The 20,639-nt window shown below is 72.1% G+C and carries 26 protein-coding genes; 18 read left to right on the top strand and 8 right to left on the bottom strand.

From position 1 onward, the window contains the following. Positions 1 to 2 precede the first annotated feature (2 nt). From JMJ55_RS09805 to JMJ55_RS09830, 6 genes are all read left to right on the top strand, one after another. Positions 3 to 404 (top strand): 6-pyruvoyl trahydropterin synthase family protein, encoded by a 402-nt coding sequence (locus JMJ55_RS09805; protein WP_202825348.1) that lies wholly within the window; start codon positions 3 to 5, stop codon positions 402 to 404. Further along, positions 401 to 1,435: a glycosyltransferase family 4 protein gene (locus JMJ55_RS09810; RefSeq protein WP_202825349.1), complete on the top strand. Its 1,035-nt coding sequence runs from the start codon at positions 401 to 403 to the stop codon at positions 1,433 to 1,435. The genes JMJ55_RS09805 and JMJ55_RS09810 overlap by 4 nt, the downstream gene beginning before the upstream one ends. Beyond that, positions 1,432 to 2,334, top strand: coding sequence for a class I SAM-dependent methyltransferase (locus JMJ55_RS09815; protein WP_202825350.1), 903 nt, complete (start codon positions 1,432 to 1,434; stop codon positions 2,332 to 2,334). Before JMJ55_RS09810 ends, JMJ55_RS09815 begins: the two co-directional genes overlap by 4 nt. A 65-nt stretch (positions 2,335 to 2,399) precedes the next feature. Then, entirely contained in the window at positions 2,400 to 3,653 is a 1,254-nt protein-coding gene (otnK, locus tag JMJ55_RS09820; RefSeq protein ID WP_202825351.1) for a 3-oxo-tetronate kinase, read from the top strand. Positions 3,654 to 3,661: 8 nt separating this feature from the next. Further along, positions 3,662 to 4,294: a 3-oxo-tetronate 4-phosphate decarboxylase gene (otnC, locus tag JMJ55_RS09825; RefSeq protein ID WP_202825352.1), complete on the top strand. Its 633-nt coding sequence runs from the start codon at positions 3,662 to 3,664 to the stop codon at positions 4,292 to 4,294. Positions 4,295 to 4,372: 78 nt separating this feature from the next. Next, on the top strand, positions 4,373 to 5,347 hold the full coding sequence (locus JMJ55_RS09830) for a Bug family tripartite tricarboxylate transporter substrate binding protein (RefSeq protein WP_202825353.1): 975 nt from the start codon (positions 4,373 to 4,375) through the stop codon (positions 5,345 to 5,347). Between the two features lies 1 nt (position 5,348). On the opposite strand, the gene JMJ55_RS09835 is transcribed toward JMJ55_RS09830, so the two are convergent. From JMJ55_RS09835 to JMJ55_RS09845, 3 genes are read right to left on the bottom strand one after another with little or no spacing between them, the layout of a single operon-like run. Beyond that, the gene (locus JMJ55_RS09835) at positions 5,349 to 5,801 is read right to left on the bottom strand and encodes a DUF3237 domain-containing protein (protein ID WP_202825354.1); all 453 of its coding nucleotides are present in this window, start codon (positions 5,799 to 5,801) and stop codon (positions 5,349 to 5,351) included. A gap of 26 nt (positions 5,802 to 5,827) precedes the next feature. After that, on the bottom strand, positions 5,828 to 6,310 hold the full coding sequence (locus tag JMJ55_RS09840; protein WP_202825355.1) for a nucleoside deaminase: 483 nt from the start codon (positions 6,308 to 6,310) through the stop codon (positions 5,828 to 5,830). Further along, positions 6,303 to 7,283, bottom strand: a complete 981-nt coding sequence (locus JMJ55_RS09845) for a Bug family tripartite tricarboxylate transporter substrate binding protein (protein WP_202825356.1) — start codon at positions 7,281 to 7,283, stop codon at positions 6,303 to 6,305. Before JMJ55_RS09845 ends, JMJ55_RS09840 begins: the two co-directional genes overlap by 8 nt. A 117-nt stretch (positions 7,284 to 7,400) precedes the next feature. Between JMJ55_RS09845 and corA the strand changes: the two genes are divergently transcribed. The 4 genes from corA to JMJ55_RS09865 all read left to right on the top strand — a co-directional run bounded on the left by corA (position 7,401) and on the right by JMJ55_RS09865 (position 11,254). Continuing rightward, complete coding sequence (gene corA, locus JMJ55_RS09850) at positions 7,401 to 8,387, top strand: magnesium/cobalt transporter CorA (RefSeq protein WP_202825357.1); 987 nt, start codon at positions 7,401 to 7,403, stop codon at positions 8,385 to 8,387. A gap of 290 nt (positions 8,388 to 8,677) precedes the next feature. After that, a complete protein-coding gene (locus JMJ55_RS09855) occupies positions 8,678 to 9,208 on the top strand; it encodes a hypothetical protein (RefSeq protein ID WP_202825358.1) in 531 nt (176 codons plus the stop codon). Beyond that, positions 9,133 to 10,230, top strand: coding sequence for a catalase family protein (locus JMJ55_RS09860; protein WP_202825359.1), 1,098 nt, complete (start codon positions 9,133 to 9,135; stop codon positions 10,228 to 10,230). The genes JMJ55_RS09855 and JMJ55_RS09860 overlap by 76 nt, the downstream gene beginning before the upstream one ends. Positions 10,231 to 10,288: 58 nt before the next feature. After that, positions 10,289 to 11,254, top strand: coding sequence for an acetamidase/formamidase family protein (locus tag JMJ55_RS09865; RefSeq protein WP_236033546.1), 966 nt, complete (start codon positions 10,289 to 10,291; stop codon positions 11,252 to 11,254). A gap of 1 nt (position 11,255) precedes the next feature. Here JMJ55_RS09865 and JMJ55_RS09870 read toward each other — a convergent pair whose 3' ends face one another. From JMJ55_RS09870 to JMJ55_RS31565, 4 genes are all read right to left on the bottom strand, one after another. Beyond that, positions 11,256 to 12,101 (bottom strand): SDR family NAD(P)-dependent oxidoreductase, encoded by an 846-nt coding sequence (locus tag JMJ55_RS09870; RefSeq protein WP_202825361.1) that lies wholly within the window; start codon positions 12,099 to 12,101, stop codon positions 11,256 to 11,258. After that, positions 12,101 to 13,207 carry an SDR family oxidoreductase gene (locus JMJ55_RS09875; RefSeq protein ID WP_202825362.1) on the bottom strand — a complete coding sequence of 369 codons (1,107 nt, stop codon included), beginning with the start codon at positions 13,205 to 13,207 and terminating at the stop codon, positions 12,101 to 12,103. Before JMJ55_RS09875 ends, JMJ55_RS09870 begins: the two co-directional genes overlap by 1 nt. Before the next feature lie 65 nt (positions 13,208 to 13,272). Then, positions 13,273 to 14,004 (bottom strand): superoxide dismutase, encoded by a 732-nt coding sequence (locus JMJ55_RS09880; RefSeq protein WP_202825363.1) that lies wholly within the window; start codon positions 14,002 to 14,004, stop codon positions 13,273 to 13,275. A 61-nt stretch (positions 14,005 to 14,065) separates the two neighbouring features. Next, positions 14,066 to 15,136 (bottom strand): ABC transporter ATP-binding protein, encoded by a 1,071-nt coding sequence (locus JMJ55_RS31565; protein ID WP_202825364.1) that lies wholly within the window; start codon positions 15,134 to 15,136, stop codon positions 14,066 to 14,068. Between the two features lie 106 nt (positions 15,137 to 15,242). Between JMJ55_RS31565 and JMJ55_RS09890 the strand changes: the two genes are divergently transcribed. From JMJ55_RS09890 to JMJ55_RS09925, 8 genes are all read left to right on the top strand, one after another. Next, complete coding sequence (locus JMJ55_RS09890) at positions 15,243 to 15,590, top strand: DUF883 family protein (protein ID WP_202825365.1); 348 nt, start codon at positions 15,243 to 15,245, stop codon at positions 15,588 to 15,590. 12 nt (positions 15,591 to 15,602) lie between these two features. Next, positions 15,603 to 16,031 carry a phage holin family protein gene (locus JMJ55_RS09895; RefSeq protein ID WP_202825366.1) on the top strand — a complete coding sequence of 143 codons (429 nt, stop codon included), beginning with the start codon at positions 15,603 to 15,605 and terminating at the stop codon, positions 16,029 to 16,031. A gap of 109 nt (positions 16,032 to 16,140) precedes the next feature. Continuing rightward, positions 16,141 to 16,398: a hypothetical protein gene (locus JMJ55_RS09900; RefSeq protein WP_202825367.1), complete on the top strand. Its 258-nt coding sequence runs from the start codon at positions 16,141 to 16,143 to the stop codon at positions 16,396 to 16,398. Continuing rightward, positions 16,395 to 16,673 carry a GNAT family N-acetyltransferase gene (locus JMJ55_RS09905; RefSeq protein WP_202825368.1) on the top strand — a complete coding sequence of 93 codons (279 nt, stop codon included), beginning with the start codon at positions 16,395 to 16,397 and terminating at the stop codon, positions 16,671 to 16,673. The genes JMJ55_RS09900 and JMJ55_RS09905 overlap by 4 nt, the downstream gene beginning before the upstream one ends. Then, a complete protein-coding gene (locus JMJ55_RS09910; protein ID WP_202825369.1) occupies positions 16,670 to 17,173 on the top strand; it encodes a hypothetical protein in 504 nt (167 codons plus the stop codon). Before JMJ55_RS09905 ends, JMJ55_RS09910 begins: the two co-directional genes overlap by 4 nt. Before the next feature lie 111 nt (positions 17,174 to 17,284). Continuing rightward, positions 17,285 to 18,265, top strand: a complete 981-nt coding sequence (locus JMJ55_RS09915) for a Bug family tripartite tricarboxylate transporter substrate binding protein (protein WP_202825370.1) — start codon at positions 17,285 to 17,287, stop codon at positions 18,263 to 18,265. Between the two features lie 99 nt (positions 18,266 to 18,364). After that, positions 18,365 to 18,862, top strand: a complete 498-nt coding sequence (locus tag JMJ55_RS09920; protein WP_202825371.1) for a TspO/MBR family protein — start codon at positions 18,365 to 18,367, stop codon at positions 18,860 to 18,862. 6 nt (positions 18,863 to 18,868) lie between these two features. Beyond that, entirely contained in the window at positions 18,869 to 19,132 is a 264-nt protein-coding gene (locus JMJ55_RS09925) for a hypothetical protein (protein ID WP_202825372.1), read from the top strand. A gap of 15 nt (positions 19,133 to 19,147) precedes the next feature. On the opposite strand, the gene ppsR is transcribed toward JMJ55_RS09925, so the two are convergent. Continuing rightward, a complete protein-coding gene (gene ppsR, locus JMJ55_RS09930; protein WP_202825373.1) occupies positions 19,148 to 20,584 on the bottom strand; it encodes a transcriptional regulator PpsR in 1,437 nt (478 codons plus the stop codon). Positions 20,585 to 20,639: the final 55 nt, after the last annotated feature.

Consider the following 20,639-nt stretch of genomic DNA (forward strand, 5'->3'; position numbering starts at 1 on the left):
GCATGTTCAGCCTGACCGTCTGCGACCACATCATGGTGGCGCACAGCTTCCGCGGCGCCGAATTCGGCCCGGCCCAGCGGCTGCACGGCGCCACCTTCGCGGTGGAGGCGGAGTTCCGCGCCGAGCGGCTGGACGGGCTGCACCTGCTGGTCGATATCGGCCTCGCCAAGCAGGAACTGCGGCGCGCGCTGGATGGGCTCGACTACCGCAACCTGGATGCCGAGCCCGCCTTCGCCGGGTTGAACACCACCACCGAATATCTCTGCCTGCATATCCACGGGCTGCTGGTGGCGGCGCTGCGCAAGGGACGGCTCGGCCCGCAGGCGGCGAATGTCACCGGGCTGAAGGTGCTGCTGCGGGAAAGCCCGAATGCCTGGGCGGCCTATGAAGGGCCGGTCGCATGACCATTGCCCTGCTCGTCCCCGGGCCCTTCGCCACCATCTCCGGCGGCTACAATTACGACCGGCGCCTGGTCGAAGGGCTGCGCGCGCTCGGCGAGACGGTCGAGGTCGTGGAACTGGCCGGGCGCCACCCGCTGCCCGATGCGGCAGCCGAGGCGGCGGCGAGGACGGCGCTGGACCGCCTGCCGGCGGAGGTGCGGATCGTCATTGACGGGCTCGGCCTGCCCGCCTTCGCGCCGCTGGCTGATGCGCTGGTGGCGCGCCGGGCGGTGGCGCTGATCCATCACCCGACGGCGCTGGAAGGCCGGGCCGAGCGGCGAGAGGCGCTGCGCGCGATCGAGGCGGCGCTGCTGCCCCGCCTCGCCCGGCTGATCGCTACCTCCGGCCTCACCGCGCGGCGGCTGGCGGCGGATTTCGGTGTGGAGCCGGCGCGGGTCGGCGTAGTGGAGCCGGGGACGGATCCGGCACCCCGCGCGCGCGGCTCGGGGGGGCCCGGCATCGCGCTGCTCTCGGTCGGGACGCTGATCCCGCGCAAGGGGCATGACGTGCTGCTGCGGGCCCTGGCGCGCCTCTCCGATCTTGACTGGCGGCTGACCATCGCCGGCGCCGCGCGGGATGCGGATTGCGCCGCGGCGCTGCGCGCCCAGGCCGAGGCGCCGGAGCTTGCCGGCCGCGTCACCTTCGCGGGCGAGGTCGAGGGAGCGGCGCTGGAGGCGCTCTATGACGGGGCGGATGCCTTTGTCCTCGCCTCGAATTGGGAAGGCTATGGCATGGCGCTGGCCGAGGCGCTGGCGCGTGGCCTGCCGGCGGCCGTGACCTCCGGCGGGGCGCTGGCCGAACTGCTGCCGCTGGAGGCGGGCGCCGTCTCGCCGCCAGGGGATGTCGTCTCGCTGTCCAAGGCGCTGCGGCGGCTGATCTTTGACCATGAGCTGCGGGCAGAGATGGCGGAGGCGGCCTGGGCCGCCGGGCAGCGCCTGCCGCGCTGGGCCGACCGCGCCGCGGCCTTCCGCGCCGAGCTGGAGCAGGCCGGATGAGCGAGGACTTCGCCCTCGACTGGCTCGACCTGCGGGAGCCCTTCGATGCCGCGGCGCGCAGCGCCGCCCTGGCCGACCGCCTGCTGGCCCGGCTGCCGGCGCGGCCGCGCTTCCTCGATCTCGGCGCCGGGACGGGGAGCCTGCTGCGCTTCCTCGCGCCCCGGCTGGGGCGGGCCCAGGCCTGGACCCTGGTCGATTCCAGCCGCGAGTTGCTGGAGGCGGCCTTCGACACCATCGCCGACCGGGCGGAGGCGGTGGGCTATACCGTCACCTTCCCCAACCGGCGAACCCTGCTGGTGCATGCGCCGGGCGGCGCCTGGCGGGTGGAGAGCCTGATTCTCGATCTGGAGGATGCGCCGCGCGGCCTGCCGCTGACGGGGGCGGATGCGGTGGTCAGCTCGGCGCTCTGCGACCTCGTTTCCCGCCCCTGGCTGGAACGGCTGGCGGCGGCGCTGCGGGTGCCCTTCTATGCCGCGCTCTGCGTCACCGGGCGCGACCGCCTCGCCCCGCCGCATCCGGCGGACCGGCTGGTGGCCGACCTGTTCCGCCGCGACCAGGGGCGGGACAAGGGTTTCGCTGGGGTCGCCCTCGGCCCGCGGGCACCCGCCGCCATCGCCGAGGTCTTTGGCGCACAGGGCTTCACGGTGGAGAGCGCGCCGAGCGACTGGGAGGCCCGCAGCCGCGGTCCGGCGCCGCTGCCGGGCATGGCGGAGGCGGCACCGCGCTTCCTGACCGAGCTGGTCCTCGGCCATGCCGAGGCGGCGCGGCGGCAGGACCGGCGGGACGACCCGCGGCTGGAGGCCTGGCTGCGGACACGGCTCGATCAGGTGGCGGAGCGGCGGCTTTCGGCCCGGATCGGGCACCGGGACCTGCTGGCGCTGCCGCCGGGGCGGGGTTGACCGGGCGGGGTTGAAAGCGCCCGGCGCATCGCGGAGTGTGGCCCGAAGACAGGGAGGGACACCCCATGCCGCTGCTCGGCTGCATCGCCGATGATTTCACCGGCGCCACCGACCTCGCCAATACGCTGGTGAAGGGTGGCATGACCGCCGTGCAGGTGATCGGCGTCCCCACCGGCCCGCTGCCTGAGGCGGATGCGGTGATCGTTGCGCTGAAATCCCGCACCGCCCCGGTGCGGGAGGCGGTGGCGGAAAGCCTCGCGGCCTGCGAGGCGCTGCTGGCCGCGGGCGCCCGGCAGATCTTCTTCAAATACTGCTCGACCTTCGACAGCACCGATGAGGGCAATATCGGCCCGGTGGCGGATGCGCTGGTCCGGCGGCTCGATTGCGGCTTCGCCCTCGCCAACCCGGCTTTCCCGACCAATGGGCGGACGGTCTATCAGGGGCATCTCTTCGTCGGCGACAAGCTGCTGAACGAGAGCGGGATGGAGAACCACCCGCTGACGCCGATGCGCGACGCCAATCTGTTACGGGTGCTGTCGCGCCAGACCGACGGAACGGTGGGGCTGGTTCCCTTCGCCACGGTCGAGCAGGGCGCGGCAGCGATCCGCAAGGCGATGACGGGCCTCAAGGAAAGCGGCCGGCGCTACGCCATCGTCGATGCGGTGACGGATGCGCATCTGCTGGCGATCGGGGAGGCTGCGGCGGGCCATGCGCTCATCACCGGCGGCTCCGGCGTCGCCATGGGCCTGCCGGCGAATTTCCGTGCCGCCGGGCTGCTGCCGGAACGCGGCGCGGCGGCGGCCGAGCTGCCGCCGATGCGGGGCCATGCGGCGGTGCTGGCGGGCTCCTGCTCGCGGGCGACACTCGGGCAGATCGGCTATGCGCGAAACCATGCCCATACGCTGGAGCTCGACGTGCTAGCGACGCCCGATGTCGCGGCGCTGCAGCAGCAGGCGCTGGACTGGGCGACGGACAAGCTCGGCGAGGCGCCGGTGGTGATCGCCGCCTCGGCGCCGCCCGAGAAGGTGCAGGCGCTGCAGGCGCGGCTGGGCCGGGACAAGGCGGGCGCCCTGGTGGAAGACGTGCTGGCCGGCATCGCTGAGGCGCTGGTGGCGGGCGGCGTCGGGCGGCTGGTGGTCGCCGGCGGCGAGACCTCGGGCGCCGTCGTCTCCCGCCTCGGCGTCCACAGCCTGCGGATCGGGGCGGAGATCGATCCTGGCGTGCCCTGGACCTTCGCCGAGACCCCCGGCCTGCACCTGGCCCTGAAATCGGGGAATTTCGGCGCCCGCGACTTCTTCCTGAAGGCCTTCGGCCAATGAGCGAGCCAATGGACGAGGCGGAAATCCGCGAGGCCATCGCGGCGCATGGGCGGTTGCTGTTTGGGCGCGGCTTCTCGGTGGGGTCGGCGGGGAATATCAGCGTCCGGCTGCCGGATGGCTTCCTCATCACCCCGACCAATTCCTGCCTCGGCCGGCTTGACCCAGCGCGGATCAGCAAGCTCGACCGCGAATATCGGCATGTCTCCGGCGACAAGCCCTCGAAGGAGGTGTTCATGCACCGCGCCTTCCTCGAGGCGCGGCCGGAGGCGGGGGCGGTGGTGCATCTGCACTCCACCCATGCGACGGCGATCGCCTGCCTCGCCGCGCCGGGCGAGCCGGCGCCGATCCCGCCGCTGACGCCCTATTTCGTCATGCGGATCGGCCGCGTCCTGCCGGTCGTGCCCTATTACCGGCCGGGCGATGCGGCGATGGAACCGGCGATTGCCGCGGCGGCGCGGGATGCACGGGCGGTGCTGCTGGCCAATCACGGCCCGGTCGTCAGCGGCAAGACGCTGGACGATGCCGTCTATGCTGCGGAGGAGCTGGAGGAGGCGGCGAAGCTCGCCCTGCTGCTGCGCGGTCAGCCGGCCCGGACCCTGACCGAGGCGCAGGTGGCGGATCTGCTCGGCACCTTCGGCTGAGCGTTGACGGCAGCCCGACGGGGCTGCTTCGCTGCCACCCACGCAACAAGGCGCGCCGCGCCCAGGGGAGCCACGTCCATGAACCTCCGCCCCATCGGGCGGCGCGCCGCGCTGGCCGGTGCCGCCCTCCTGCCGCTCGCCGCGCATGCCGCCTTGCCCGACCGGCCGGTGCGTATAGTCCTTGGCTTTCCGGCAGGGACGGGGCCGGACCTGCTCGGCCGGCTACTGGCCGAGGGGCTGCGGGAGGCTTGGCCGGCCGGCATCCTGGTGGACAACAAGCCGGGCGCCGGCGGGCTGATCGCGGCGCAGGAGGTGGCGAAATCCGCCCCGGCCGATGGCACGACTCTGCTGCTGGGCGAGGTCGGGCAGCTCGCCATGGCGCCCAGCACCTATGCGCGGCTGCCCTATGACCCGGGGCGGGATTTCGGTGCCGTGGCGGAGCTGGCCTCGGTGGATTTTGCCCTGGTCGTGCCGCCGGGCCTGCCGGTCGCGGACCTCGCCGCCTATGCCACCTGGGCCCGGGCGCAGCCGGCGCTCTATATGGGCACCTTCGGGGCCGGCAGCCCGGGGCATTTCGCCGCTGCCATGCTCGGCCAGGCGGTGGGCGTGACGGTGGAGGCGGTGCATTTCCGCTCCACCGCCGATGCGGTGGCGGCGCTGCTGAACGGCAATGTCCAGGGCATGTTCGGCAGCATCGCCGTGGTCGCACCGCATGTGCAGGCAGGGCGGATGAAGGCGCTGGCCGTGACCGGCCCGGCCCATGCGCCGCAGCTGCCCGGCGTGAAGACCATGGCGGAGCTGGGCCAGGCTTCGCTCTCGATCAGCGCCTGGTTCGGGCTGGTGGCGCCGGCCGCGGTACCGACGCCGCTGGTGGCCGAGATCGAGGCAGCGGTGTTGCGCGCCATGGCGGCGCCCAACCTGATGCTGCGGCTGCAGGAGGCCGGCTTCCGCCCCTCCGCCGCCGGCCGGGCCGATTTCGCCGCGCTGATGCGGGCGGAGACGGGGCGCTGGGCGGAGGTGGTCAGGGCGACTGGCTTCCGCGCGATCGAGTAATCTATGCCGCGTAGATGCGGATGAGGACCGCGCTCGGCCGGCGTTCGCCATAGCCGAGGAAGACCTGCCGGTGCAGCCAGGCATGGGCCGGCGCGGCGGTCTCGAAGACCGGTGTGGTGCGGAAATAGACCCGCTCCGGGGGCACCGACTCGCCGCGCAGCAGCCGCGCCATGTCCTCCGGCGCTGCATGGCGCAAGCCGCTGTTCACCACATGCACCAGCCCGCCATCCGTGAGGCGCAGGGTGTAGCGCGCGACGATCTCGGTGACGCCATCGGCGCGGACCAGCTGGTGGTCGGTGCCGCCCGGCAGCACCTCGCCGCTGAGACGCGGCCCCTCGACGCGGCCGCCGAGGATCGGGACGACGCGGCGTTCCCCCTGCGGGCCGGGGCCGAGGATGATGGGCGCGGCGACGCTGAATTCGGCCTGAGCGACGAAATCGAGGCTGGGCTGCATGGCGGGGCTCCGGTGAAGCCGGCAGCCTAACCTTTCGCCCAGCCCTCCAACACCGCCACCGCCTCCGCGACCAGCATCTGCCGTGCCGGGATGCGGCCCTGGCCGATTGGGACGCCAGCCTCGCGCCGCAAGGCCTCGACATCGCCGCCGCGGCGCCGGTCCTTCGGCACATCGGCCAGAACCCGGGCGCTGTCCGAAAGCGCCGCGGCATAGACCACGCGGGCAATGCCGGTGATCTGCATGGTGGCGACGCAGAGCGCGCAGGGCTCGCAGGAGGTGAAGACGGTGCAGCCCGAGAGGTCGAGCGTGCCGAGCCGGGCGCAGGCGTCGCGGATCGCCTCCGTCTCGCCATGCGAGGTGGGGTCGAGCTTGCCGCGGGCGCGGTTGAAGCCTTCGCCGACGATCTCGCCCTCGCGCAGCACCACCGCGCCGAAGGGCTCGCAGCCCGGCGTCGTGGCGGCCTCGGCCGAAAGGGCGATGGCGCGGCGGAGCGCTTCCTCGTCAGTCATTCCTGATTCCCATGGCGCGGACGGCGGCGCCGATGGTGTTCACCTGTTCGGCGACGAAGCCAGCGAATTCCGGCTGCGTCTTGGTGCCGGTGATGATGCCGACGCCGGCCAGCCTCTCCTGGATCGCCGGCATGGCCAGCAGGGCATTGATCTCGTCATGCAGCCGCGCCGTGACCTCGGCGGGCAGATTGGCGGGACCGGAGAGGCCGAGCCAGTTCTGCGCCAGCAGGTTCGGCAGCCCGGCCTCGCCCACCGTCGGCACCTCCGGCACGCTCGGCGCGCGGGTCGGGGCCGTCACCGCATAGGCGCGCAGCCGCCCGGCGCGGATATTCTCGACATTCTCCGGCAAGGTATCGAAGGAGAGGGGGATGGAGCCGCCGAGCAGATCCGCCTGCATCGGCTGGGACCCGCGATAGGGCGCATGATTCAGCGGGATGCCGGTCGCTTGGGTGAACATTGTCCCCACCACATGCCCGACCGATCCAGCGCCCGAACTGCCGAAGGTGACGGGCTGCGGCTGGGCGCGCATCCAGGCCATCAGCCCCTTCAGATCCTGCGCCGGCACCTGGAGATTGGTCACCACCACCATCGGCGTCGCGCCGATATAGGCGATATGGGTGAAGGAGGTCAGCGGGTCGTAGCCCGGCCGCGCATAGAGCGGGGGCGAGGTGACGATGGGCGCGGTATTGCTCAGCATCACGGTGGTGCCATCGGCCGGCTGGGTCGCGACATGGGCGGCGGCGAGCGTCCCGCCGGCGCCGGGCCGGTTGTCCACCACCACCCGCTGGCCGAGCCGCGAGGCCAGCGCCTCACCCAGCACCCGGGCAGCGATGTCCGAGGCGCCGCCGGGCGGGAAGACGACGACGATGCGGATCGGCCGGCTGGGCCAGGCCTCGGCCGCGGCCGGCCGGGCCGCCTGCCCGAGGGCGAGGCAGAGCAATGCCCCGAAAAGCTGCAATCCGCGCGTCAACATGGCCCATCCCCAGATTCACCGGATGGGGAGCAAGGGGCGGGCCAGCCGATAGGCCCCCGTGACTCGCTGCCGCTGCGCGGTTAGAAGCCGATGGCCCGACCGGCCGGGGGACCTTGCATGCTGACCACCTATACCGTCGAGGCCGGCCAGCTCGTCGTGCGGGAGGGGGCCCAGGCCACCGCCACGCTCAGCCGCGCCATCTGGATTGACCTGCTCACCCCAACCCAGGAGGAGGAGCGGGAGGTGCAGGCCGCGCTTCGCCTCGAGATTCCGACGCGCGAGGAGATGCAGGAGATCGAAAGCTCCTCGCGTCTGTATAAGGAGGAGGAGACGCTCTTCCTCACCGCACCCTTCCTCTATGGCGTGGAGGGCGGGGAGCTTGGCTCGACCGCCATCACCTTCGTCCTCGGCAATTCGGCGCTGGTCACGGTGCGCTACGCGACGCCGAAGGCCTTCGCGGTCTTCTCCGCCCGCGCCCAGCGCACGCCGGTCCAGCTTCTGACCACGCCGGACGGGGTGATGCTGCACCTGTTCGAGCAGGTGGTGGATCGGCTGGCCGATATCCTGGAGCGCATCGCGGCTGAGATGGACCGCGCCAGCCAGGCCGCCTTCCGCACCGCCCGGGCGACGGCGAAGGCGAGCGCCAAGGATGCCGACCTGAAGGAGGCACTGATCACCCTAGGCCAGGTGGGGGAGGTGACGACGCGGGCGAGCGAGACGCTGCTCGGCCTGTCGCGCATCCTCACCTTCGTCGGCGCGGAGAAGGCGACCGCGGTCCGGCGCGAGAACCAGGGGCTGATCAAGACGCTGGTGCGGGACGTGCGCTCGCTGGTCGAGCATGCGAATTTCCTGAACAGCAAGGCCAACTTCCTGCTGGACGCGGTGCTCGGCATCATCAATGTCGAGCAGAACGCGATCATCAAAACCTTCACCGTGGCCTCGGTCGCGCTGATGCCCCCGACGCTGCTCGCCAGCATCTACGGGATGAATTTCCAGGTGATGCCGGAGCTCAACTGGACCTTCGGCTATCCCATGGCGCTGGGGCTGATGGTGATCTCGGCGGTGCTGCCGATCCTCTATTTCAAGCGCAAGGGCTGGCTCTGAGAGCGCTCCTGCCGGCGGCGCTGCTGCTCGCCGGGCCGGTCCTGGCCGCGGAGCCGCCCTGCCCCGCCGTCGCGCCGGAAGTCCGCCTGAGCGTCGTCGACCCGGAGCCGGAGATCAGCCGCACCCTTGGCACCGAGGCGCTGCATGCCGAGACGGGCCAGCCGCGCGACGCGACGCGGCACCACCTGGCGCTCACCACCTCCCGCGTCGAATGGCGGAGCGAGATCGAGACCCGCACCCGCGAGGCGCCGGGCCGGGTCTGCGCCCGGCCGGCCCGCATCGCCCTCGCCTTGGTGCAGACCGAGCACCGGGTGCGGATCGCCCGCGAGATTCCGGAAGGCGGCTGCCTCTGGCGCGAGGTGCTGGCGCATGAGCGGCGGCATGTGGCGGTGAACCGGCGCAGCCTGCGCGAGGCGGCCGCGGCGGCGCGGGCGGCGGCGGCGGCCTGGGCGGCGCGGGCCGAGGGGCATGGCGCCACGCTGGAGGAGGCGATGGCGGGGCTGCGCACCGGCCTCCGCCAGGCGATCGAGCCGGCGCTGGCCGCCATGCGGTCCGGCCGCGCGACGGCGCATGGGGCGATCGACACCCAGGCCGAATATGAACGGCTGGGCCGCACCTGCCCCGCCGACCAGCAGCGGCTGCGGGAGGCACTGCGGCAGGCGGCCAGCTTCACGAGATCGTCAGTCGGCCAACAGGCGCAGGAGGCAGGCGTTGCCCCTGCAACCCCTGCCTGGATCGACCCGCCATGCCCTCTCCCGTGCTCTACCAGCCCGGCTTCGAACAGCCCGCCCCCGACGAGGACGCCACCATCGCCGCGCTGATGGAGACCATGCGCGGGATCAGCGAGACGACCTGGAAGGATGGCGGCCACGCGCTGCGCAGCGTCCATGCGAAGAGCCACGGCCTGCTGCAAGGCGAGCTGGAGGTGCTGGAGGGGCTGCCGCCCGAGCTGGCTCAGGGCGCCTTCGCCCGGCCGGCCCGCTACCCGGCGGTGCTGCGCTTTTCGACCGTACCGGGCGACATCCTCGATGACAGCGTCTCAGCGCCGCGCGGCCTCGCCCTCAAGCTGATCGGGGTGGAGGGGGAGCGGCTGCCCGGCGCGGAGGGCAGCACGACCCAGGACTTCGTCATGGTCGATGCCCCGGCCTTCGCGGCGCCGGACCCGAAGGCCTTCCTCGCCAATCTCAAGCTGCTGGCCAAGACCACCGATACGCCGCAGGGCTGGAAAAAGGCGCTCTCGGCCGTGCTGCGCGGGGCGGAGGCGGTGGCCGAGGGCGTCGGGCACAAGAGCCCGCTGCTCACCACGCTCGGCGGCCATCCGCTGACCCATGTGCTGGGCGAGACCTACTACACCCAGGCGCCGCTGCTGCACGGGCCCTATATGGCGAAGCTTTCGCTGGCGCCGGTCTCGGAGGGGCTGTTGGCGCTGGTGGGGCGGAAGGTTGCGGTCGGCGGCAAGCCGGATGCGCTGCGCGAGGCGGTGGTGGAGTATTTCGCCACCCATGGCGGGGAGTGGGAGCTGCGGGTGCAGCTCTGCACCGATATCGCGGCGATGCCGATCGAGGATGCCTCGGTCGCCTGGCCGGAGGAGCAAAGCCCCTATCGGGCGGTGGCTCGGCTGAGCGTGCCGGCCCAGCCGGCCTGGACTCCGCGGCGGTCGGCGGCGGTGGATGACGGGATGGCCTTCAGCCCCTGGAACGGGCTGGCGGCGCATCGGCCGATCGGCGGCGTCATGCGGGCGCGGCGGCCGGCCTATGCGATGTCCTCTGCCTTCCGGGGCGAGCGCAATGGCTGCCCGATGCATGAGCCGGCGGCGCTGGAGCCGGGGCGGCTGGCGAGCTGACCCTTGCGCTGCCGCCCCGGCGCGGCATCCTGCAGGCAGCTCCGAGGGAGGATTCCGCTTGCCTGCAACCCATCACATCGAGCCGGCGCTCGAGAATATCCGCTGGGGCGGGTTCGATGCCGCCTTCCCGGCGGTGAAGACCGTCGATCCCGGCGATCTCGTCATCCTTGAATGCGTTTCGGGCGCCCCTGATGTGATGCCGCCGACGGCGGGTGGTCTCTCAGTGCCGGAACGCCTCGCCGCGATCCATGCGGCGAAGCCGCCGCGGCATGGGCCGCATATCCTCACCGGCCCCGTTGCGGTGCGTGGGGCGGAGCCGGGGGATTGCCTCCGCGTCGATATCGAGCGGATCGATCTCGGCTGCGACTGGGGCTTCTGCGCTTTCCGCCCGCTGGCCGGCACGCTGCCGGAGGACTTCCCCTACAAGCGCGTGCTGCACATTCCGGTCGACAAGCAGGCGATGACCTGCACCGTGCCGGTCGGGCCGGGGATCAAGATCCCGCTCGCGCCCTTCTTCGGCGTGATGGGCGTCGCCGGGCCGGAAGAATGGGGCACCATCTCCACCAAGGAACCGCGCGCGCATGGCGGCAACCTCGACAACAAGGAGCTGGTGGCGGGGACGACGCTCTACCTGCCGGTCTTCGTGCCTGGCGCCAATTTCTCGGCCGGCGACGGGCATGGCGTGCAGGGCGATGGCGAGGTCTGCATCAATGCGCTGGAGATCTGCCTGACCGGGCATTTTCGGCTGGGGCTGGAGAAGGGCGGCGGAGCGAAGGATCCGGTGCTGCGCTTCCCCCGTGCCGAAACCCCGACCCACTACATCAGCATGGGCATGCATGAGGATCTCGACCTCGCCATGAAGCAGGCGCTGCGGGAGATGATCGCCTTTATCGTCTCGCGCACCAACCTCTCGGCGGCGGATGCCTATCAGCTCTGCTCGCTCGCGGTCGATTTCCACGTGACGCAGACCGTGAACGGCGAGAAGGGCGTGCATGGGATGCTGAAGAAGGGGCTGTTGTTCTGATTCAGCCGCCTTTCACGAAGGCGGCGAAGGCCTCGGCATAGTCCGGGTGCCAGCGCGACAGCGGCGGACGGTTCTCGACGATATCGCCCGCCGACCAGAGGATGCGACGCTCGTCCAGCGCCCGCGGCACGTCGTTGTCCGGGCACAGGATGTAGAAGTCGCCGGCCGCCAGCCGCTCCAGCATGAAGTCCACCGTCTGCTCCGGCGTCCAGGCGGCGGCGGGCTTCTCGGCGCGGCCCTTGGCGGTGAGGTCGGTGAAGACGAAGCCGGGGATCAGCAGATGCGCGCTGATCCTGCAGCCTTCGGTGTTGCGCAGCTCGTGCTGCAACGCCTCGGTAAAGGCGCGGACGCCGGCTTTCGCCACATTATAGGCGGGGTCGCCGGGCGGCGTCGTGATGCCCTGCTTCGAGCCGGTATTGATGACGAGTCCGGGGCGGCCACGGGCGATCATCCCGGGGACGAAGGTCTGGCTGCCATGGATAATGCCCCAGAGATTGGTCTGCAGGATGCGCGGCCAGGCGCCCGGCGGGCCGAAAATGGTGCTGCCGGGCTGAATGCCGGCATTGTTCATCAGCACATCGGTGCCGCCGAAGCGCTCGCGCACCGCCGCCTCCAGCCCCGCAACCTGGGCGGGGTCGCCGACATCCGTCGCCCGGATCATCACCTCGGCGCCCGGGGCGGCGGACCTGATCGCCGCCGCCGCCGCATCCATCCGGTCCTCGCCGAGATCGGCGAGGACGATGCGAAGCCCGGCCTCGGCGAAGCGCGTCGCCGCCGCGAGGCCGATGCCCGCGGCGCCGCCGGTCACGACGGCGACGGCGCCCGGGACAAGGGCCGGATGCGGCATCAGAAGAAGCCGCCGACCCGGTGCTGGGCCTCGCGCGCCAGGCGCCGCACCGGCCGCTGGCCCGGCACCAGCACGCGGCCAGCGCCCAGCCGCCGCGCCGCGGTGGCGCCGAAGACCAGCGCGCCGAGCCCGACGATCGCCGCAGCCGTCACCGCCGGGTGGAGCTGCGCCTCGAGGAAGAGGCTCGTCTTCCGCAGTGGCGCCACCGGGCGCGTCAGGCTCTTCTCGGTGCCATCCTCGCGTGGCTGATGCAGGTTGTCGGCGCGGGCCGCGCTCGGCCGCTTGTCGCTGACCTGCATCGGATAGCCGATCGCCTCCATCACCAGGTCGGTGGTGCGGGGGAAGAGCGCGCCCATCAGCGCGATGGCATGGCCGCCGAAGCCCACCACGATCTCCCGCTTGCGATGCGCGCAGGCATGCAGGATGGCGCGGGCGACGAGACGCGGGTCATAGGCCGGCGGCGGCACGCGGACGCCGGGGCTGTCGAGGTAGTTGCGCGCATGTTCCTGGAAGGCGGTCTCGATGCCCGAGGGCTTGATGAGCGTGACGCTGATCGGCGCGCCGCTCCGCTCCAGCTCCATCCGCAGCGCGTCGGTGAAGGCGCGGACGGCATGCTTGGTGGCGGAATAGGGGCCCTGCAGCATCATCGCCCTGTCGGACAGCACGCTGCCGATATTGATGATGGCGCCACCGCCACGCTGGCGCAGGGCGCGGGCGGCGATGGTGCTGCCATGCACGACGCCCCAGTAATTCGTCTCGAACAGCCGGTGGTGATCGGCCAGCGGCAGCTTCTCGATCTCGCCATAGATCGAGGTGCCGGCATCGTTCACCCAGGAATCGAAGCCGCCGAAGACGGTCTGCACCTTGCGCGCGGCCGCTTCCAGCTCCTCCAGCTTGCCGACATCGGCCACCGCGTAATCGGCACGGGCGCCGCGGTTGCGGAGGTCCTGGACGATCGTCTCCAGCGCCTCGCCATTGCGCGCGATGAGGAAGACCCGAGCGCCAGCCTCGGCCGCCGAACGGGCGGTGGCAAGGCCGATGCCGGAGCTGGCGCCGGTGATGACGATGGTCTGCTGGTTGAGCGGCTTCAGCCGGATTTGCGGCATGGGGAACCTCGGGGGATGTGGGGAAGGTGCGGGGTCAACCGCCCTCCCCTGTCCCGGGTTCCCGGTTACACCGTGAGCGTACCGGCCTTCGCCGCCGCATAGCGGGTGGCGACCTTCTCCCAATCGACCACATTCCACCAAGCTTCCAGATAGGCCGGGCGGCGGTTCTGGTATTTCAGGTAATAGGCGTGTTCCCAGACATCGTTGCCGAACAGCACCCGCCCGCCATCCATCAGCGGCGTGTCCTGGTTGGGGCGGCTGGCCAGGGCCAGCTTGCCGGCGCGGTCCACCGTGACGAAGACCCAGCCGGAGCCGAAGACGCGGGCGCCGGCGCCGTTGAAATCCGCCTTCAGCTTGTCGAGCCCGCCGAGGTCGCGGGTGACCGCCTCGGCCAGCTCGCCGGAGGGGGTGCCGCCCTTCCCGCCCATCACGCCCCAGAACATCGTGTGGTTGGCGTGTCCCCCACCATTGTTGCGGAGCGCGGTGCGGATCGCCTCCGGCATCTCGCCCAGCTTGGCCAGGATCTGCTCGATCGGCATGGCGGCAACCTGGGAGTGGTCCTTCACCGCGGCATTCAGGTTGGCGACATAGGCCGCGTGGTGCCGGCCATGGTGGATCTCCATGGTCTGGGCATCGATATGCGGCTCATTGGCATTCGGCGCATAGGGCAGCGCCGGCAGGGTGAAGGGGCCGGATGGCGGTGGGGCGGCCTGGCCCCAGGCACGTGGGGTGGCGAAGACGGCCGCCAGGGCGGCGCCTCCGAACAGCGCGGTGCGGCGGCTCATTGGCATGGGCATCGGCAGTCCCTCCCTCTCTCGTTGCAGGGCTGAGATGGGGCCGCGCGGCGCGGCGCCAAGCTCAGCGCAGCGCACGATAGGCGAAAGCGGCATAGGGGTCCCAGGCCACCGAGGCCGGGCCGCCCGGGACCGGGTTACGGCTGCCGGGCGGCCGGCGGGACACCAGCATCCCGCCCTCGCCCAGCTCCAGCAGCAGCCGCACATGGTCGCCGAGGAAGACCGTGTCGCGCAGCGCTGCGGGCAGCGCGCCCTCGCCCATCTCCTCGGCCGGCAGGGCGGCGACGGCGACGCGTTCAGGCCGCACCGCGACGATGCAGCGGCTGCCCGGCCCCCCGGCATCGGCGACCCGCGCCTCCACCACCGGCCCGCAATCGAGCCGGACGGCGCATTCCGTCTCCTCCCGCCATTCCACCGTGCCGGGCAGGCGGTTGTTCTCGCCGAGGAGGCCGGCGACGAAGGCGGTGGCCGGCTCCTCGTACAGCAGCCGGGGCGGGGCGCATTGCGCGATCTCCCCGTCCTCGATCACCGCGACGCGGTCGGCCAGCGCCATCGCCTCCTCTCCCTCCCGCGTCGCCAGCAGGACCGAGAGGTCGAGGCGGCGGAACAGCCGGCGCAGCTCGAAGCCGAGCGCCCGGCGCGGCGCGGGGTCGAGCCCGACCAGCGGATCATCCAGCAGCAGCACCGGCTGTTCCGGCGCGAGCGCCCGGGCGAAGGCCAGGCGGCAGCGCGCCGCGGGGCCGAGCTGGGCCACCGGCTTCCCCTCCTGCCCATCGAGGCCGAGCGCGGTCAGGGCGCGAGCGATGCGGGCCGGGCGGTCGCGCGCCGGGACGTCGTAGGCGGGCAGCATCGCGCCCGCCACCTCCTGCACGCTGCGCCTCTCCGGCAATAAGGGATCGAGCAGCGAGAGGCCGCGCCGCGGCGGCGAGAGCGGGGCGAGGTCGCGGCCGGCGAGCAGCAGGCGCCCGGCATCCGGCCGGTCGAGCCCCGCCACCAGGCGCAGCAGCGCGGTCTTGCCGGCCCCGCCCGGGGCGAGCACGGCCAGCACTTCGCCGCGCACGAGATCGAGATCGATCCCCCGCAGCCCGGCGGCAGCCCGCCGCACCCCCTCGCAACGCAGCAGCGGCGCGTCCATCTGCCTCCCTCCCCCGGCATCGTTTCCCTGTCAACGCCGGGGGAGGAACCCGCAGCGCCCAGGCCGCGTTGCAGCGCCAAGTTTCCACCCCGCAAGGAGCGATAGCATGTCCGCTGCCAATGACTTCTCCAACGACGCCCGCCGCCTGAAGGATCAGGCCGCGGCCTCGACCGATCGCGTGGCGACGGACGCGCAGGAGGAGCTGGCGAAGCTCCGCGCCCAGGTCGAGCGCCTGATGCAGGAGCGTGTGACCCCGGCCCTCGCCGGCGCCGCCGACCAGGTGCAGGACTACGCCACCCGCGCCCGCGAGGCGGTCGAGGACCGGGCCGATGCGCTGTCTGACACGGTGCGTGAGCGCCCGCTGGTGGCGATCGGCGTCGCGGCCCTCGGCGGCTACCTGATCGGCCGGCTGATGGGCGGCAATACCTACGTCTATCCGCGCGACAGGCACTAAGCCGCCATGCGCATGATCAGCCTTCTGCGCCTGGCGGCGCAGGCCGAGGCGCTGCGGTGGAAGCGCACCGGCCGGGGCGTCGCCATCCAGGCGGCGCTGGGGGCGGGGGCGGCGGTCTTCGGGCTGATGCTCCTGATCATGCTGCATGTCGCCGCGCTGATCTGGCTCGCCCAGGGCCGCAACGGCGCGGTGGCGGCCCTGATCGTCGCCGCCGTCGATCTGGTGATCGCCGCGGTGCTGGGCTGGCTCGCCGCCCGGCATGCCGAGGACCCGATCCAGGTCGAGGCGCAGCGGGTGCGCGACGACGCGCTGAAGCAGGTGGGCGACACCGCCTCCCGCGCGATGATGCTGGCGCCGCTGCTGCGGAGCCGGAATACTAAGAAAGGGCTGATCGGTGCCGCCGTGACGGCGGCGGTGATCGGCTTCATCGCCAAGCGCTGACGGATCGGCGACCGGGCCTCATGGTCCGGTCGCTGCGCAGCCGGTCACGTCACGATCCCGGGCGGTGCTGGCGCGTTGGGCCAGCGGATCGCTGCGAGGGGATGCCGGCATGGACCGCGAGCTTCACCATCATCTGAGCACATTGCTGGACGGCCTCCGACCGCTTCTGCCCATGGCCGAGCGCGACGGCGTGCCCGGCCAGGCGGCGGCGCGGCTGCGCGCCGCGGCGGCCGAGATCGAGGAGGCGCTGGAGCCGGGCGCCATGCGCCGGCATGCGGATGGCGAACGCGCCGTCGATGCGGCGAATGCCGAGATTATCTGCCGCGGCGAGCGCGAGCGCGGCGCCTGGGGGATCGACGAAGCATGAGCCCGGTCGAAGACAACGTCCCCGCGCATCGCTTCGAGCTGAAGGCCGGCGAATCCACCGCCTTCATCGATTACCGGCGGGAGGGTGGACGAACCGTCCTGATCCATACCGAGGTGCCGGAGGCGCTGGAGGGCCAGGGGGTCGGCTCGGCGCTGGTGCGCGGCGCGCTGGACCGGTTGCGGGCGGAGGGGCAGGCGGTCGTGCCGCGCTGCAGCTTCGTCGCGCGCTATGTCGAGCGGCATCCCGAATACGGGGACCTGGTCGCCGAGGGGTGACCCGGCATCTGGCCCTGGCGCTGGTCCTGGCCCTCGTGGCCGGGCCGGTCCGGGCGCAAGGCGTGGCCTGCATGGCGCCGGCAGCGACCCGGGACTGGCAGAGCCCGGCCTTCGGCCTCGGCATGCGCCATCCGGCGAGTTTCAGGCTCGAGGATACCAGCCGCGATACGGCACGCTTCGTCAGCCTCGACGGGCAGGCCAGCGCCACGGTCACGGCGATCCGCAACGGGCTGCGGCAGAGCCTGGCCGAGGTGATGGCCGAAGCGCGACAGGACATCCTCGAGAACAGCGGCGGCACGATCACCTATAGCCGGGCCAGGGAGAGCTGGTTCGTCCTGTCCGGCTACATGGCCGGCCGCATCTTCTACCGGCGCAGCCTGCTCTCGGCCGATGGGCGGGTGATCGGCACGCTCTGGGTCGAATTCCCGCGCGCCATGAAGCCCTGCTTCGAGGCGGCGGTGACGATCATGTCCCTCTCCTTCCGCGAGGCGGCGCGCTGAGTGCCTCGCGTTGCGCCGGCCCCGGAAAGCCTCCATCGTCGATCCGAACGATCGCGACCCCGGCACGCGCCCGCCGGGGCTTCAGCGCCGGGCTCAAGGGAGGAGACAAGAATGAACCAGGGGATCACCCGCCGCGCAGCGCTTGCGCTGGGCGGTGCGTCGCTTGGCCTGCCCGCGGCGCGGGCGCAGGAGGGCTGGCCCGGCGGCCCGCTCCGCATCGTCGTGCCCTTCGCGGCGGGCGGTTCGACCGATGCCGTGGCGCGGCTGGTCTCGCCGGGCCTGACCCAGCGGCTCGGCCATCCGGTCGTGGTCGAGAACCGCTCGGGCGGCGCGGGCGCCATCGGCACGGATGTGGTGGCGAAGGCGCGGCCGGATGGCCAGACCTGGCTGCTGACCTTCGACAGCCATGCGGTGATGCCGGACCTCGTGCCGAACCTGCCCTTCAACCTGACCCGCGACCTCGATCCGGTCATGCTCATCGGCGGCGCGCCCTATGTGATCGCCACGCGGCCCGACAAGCCCTATCGCAACCTGGCCGATCTGGTGGCGGCGGCGAAGGCGCGGCCCGATGGCGTCTCCTACGGCTCCACCGGCAACGGGACGATCGGGCATCTGACAATGATGCTGCTGCAATCCCGCACCGGCACCTCCATGCCGCATCTCGCCTATCGCGGCGGGGGCCTGGCCGTGAACGATGCCGTCGCCGGGCATATCGAGGTGATGATCGGCAGCGCGGCCCTGGTCGCGCCGCATATCGCGGGCGGGACGCTGCGGGCCTTGGTCCAGTTCGGCCCCACCCGACTGCCGGCCCTGGCCGCGGTGCAGACCGCCGAGGAAGCCGGCTTCCCCGGCCTGCAGGCCGAAGCCTGGTGGGGCGTCTTCGCCCCGGCCGGAACGCCGGCGCCGATCATTGCGCGAATGAATGCGGCACTGCGCGAGACGCTGACCGAGGAGCGCGTGCGCCAGCAGATGGAGGAGACGCAGCAGGCCCGGCTGGCACTGTCCGATCCCGACACGCTGCGGAGCTTCGTCGACCGACAGGTCGAGGTCTGGGGCCGCATCGTGCGCGAGAACCGGATCAAGGCGGACTGAGCGGCCGGCGGCCCATTGCGCCACCCGTTTTCGCACGCACATGCTGGGGCGGAGCGCCCAGCCTGCCACACGGCATGCACGGCGCAGGAAAGGCGGGCCATGACACCATCGCAGCAGGGCCGCCAGTCGCGGCGATGGGGCCCGGGGCTGGTCGCCTTCGGCGGGGCGGTGGTCGTGGCGGCCCTCGGCGGGGCGGCGACGGAGATCGGGCCCTGGTACCGCGGCTTGCAGAAACCCTGGTTCCAGCCACCCGACTGGCTCTTCGGGCCGGCCTGGACGGTGATCTTCGCCCTCACCGCGATGGCGGGGCTCGATGCCTGGAACGCCGCGCGGACGCGGGCCGCGCGGGACGGCCTGCTGCTGCTCTATGCGCTGAACGGCGCCCTGAACGTGCTCTGGAGTGTGCTGTTCTTCCGCCTGTGCCACCCGGACTGGGCGCTGGTGGAGGTGGTATTCCTCTGGCTCTCGATCCTCAGCCTCGTCATCGCCTCGGGGCGGCAGTCCCGCCGCGCTGGCTGGCTGCTGGTGCCCTATCTCGCCTGGGTCAGCTTCGCCGCCGTGCTGAACTGGGCGGTGGTGCAGCTGAACCCGACCTGAGCCGGCATGGCCGCCTTCTTCGCCAGCGGACGGGTCGTCGACCTGATCCTGCTTCTCATGCTCACCGAGGCGCTGGTCGTGCTGGCCTGGTGGCACCGGACCGGGCGCGGGCTCGCGCCGGCCGCGTTCCTGCCTTTCCTGCTGGCAGGCGCCTGCCTGATGCTGGCCCTGCGCGCCGCGCTGGTCGGCGCCGCCTGGCCCTGGATGGCGCTCGCCCTGCTCGGCGCCTTGCTGGCGCATCTCCTCGATCTGTGGCGGCGCTGGCGGTAGCCGGCGCAGGCCGCGCTATTGCGGCAAGGCCCCCTCGGGGTCGCCGTTCTCCGGGCCGAGATCGCCCAGGCCGTAGCGGCGCAGCTTGACATAGAGGCTTTGCCGGCTGAGACCGAGCATCTCGGCTGCCGAAGCCCGGTTGTCGCCGGTGAGCTGCAGCGCCGCCTCGATGCAGAGACGCTCGATCACGTCGGTGGCTTCGCGCACCAGATCCTTCAGCGGCACGCGCCCGATCAGCTCGGTCAGCTGGTTCACCGAACGCAGCGGCTCGCTGCGGCCGGGGCCGGTGGCGAGGCGCAGACCGACATCGCGGATGGCGAAGCCATAGCAGGGGCGGCCGCCCGGTTCGCGGACGGAGACGGCGGAAACCTCGACCTCTGTGCTGGTCCCCAGCTCGCCCTGGAGCGCGGTGGCAAAGAGGCGGACCGAGCCGCGCTGGCGCAGCGCGCCGAGCAGCACGTCCAACTCGACCCCCTGCCGCCCCAGCCAGCGGCCGAGCGACTGGCCGACCGCCTGCTCCTCATTGGCAAGCTGCGCCGCATCGATGAAGGCGGCATTGGCGTCGAGGATGCGGCCCTCATGGTCGGTTACGACGAAGGCGTCCGGCGCTCCCTCGACCGCCTGGAGCAGCTTCGACTTGGCCGGCACCGGCGCCAATTCGCCGCGCGCCGGGGCGAGGCGGACGAGGAAGGTCAGGCTGTCCTCCTGCCGCAACGGGGAGATGGTGACGCCGATCTCCTGCCCCTCCTCGACCAGGGTGACGGTCGCCTCGTCGGATCGCCCGCTGATGCGCACCCCGGCGAGCAGGAGGCGCAGGACCTCCTGGCTGTCCGGCGCCAGGGCTTCCGTCAGGGGACGGCCGGCCAGGCGCTTCGCCGTCGTGCCGAACAGCCGCGCCGCGGCGGGGTTCATCTCCAGCACCCGGCCGGCCGCGGCGTCGAGGATGAGGACCGGCTCCGGCGAGATCTGGAACAGCAGGCGGTAGCGCGTCTCCGCCTGGCGCAGCTTGGTGTAATCGCGCTCGACCGATTGCTGCGCCTCGACCAGCCGCTGCTGGAGGTCGGAGATCGGCCGGAGGTCGCGGCCGAAGATCACTGCGCGGCCCGCCTCACCCAGGCGCACGGCGGTGCAGAGGATCGGCACCGAGCCACCCGGCGGGGTGCCCTGGTTGATATGGCGCCAGCGCGGGGCGGCCCGGCTCTCCACCTCGCGCATCAGGGCTTCGACCTTCCCGCGGCTGTCCTCGGCCACGGTCTCGAGCCATTTGCGGCCGACCCAGCCCTCTCCCCCCGCCAGCTCGCGTGACAGATCCTCATTGGTCAGGGCGAGGTCCCGGATGACCCCGCCACTGTCGATGACGAGCGCGAAATCGGACGCGGCCGCGATCACAGAGGCAGCCACCTCCGCGCCGAGGGGGCCGAGCGACTTCCCGGGAGCCTTGAAGCTTGTCACCGCAGGGAGGTTCCTTGATTGCGCCATGGCTATGGCCAGCCATCTCCTATGCGGC

This window comes from Belnapia mucosa, from assembly GCF_016775475.1.
Taxonomy (GTDB): domain Bacteria; phylum Pseudomonadota; class Alphaproteobacteria; order Acetobacterales; family Acetobacteraceae; genus Belnapia; species Belnapia mucosa.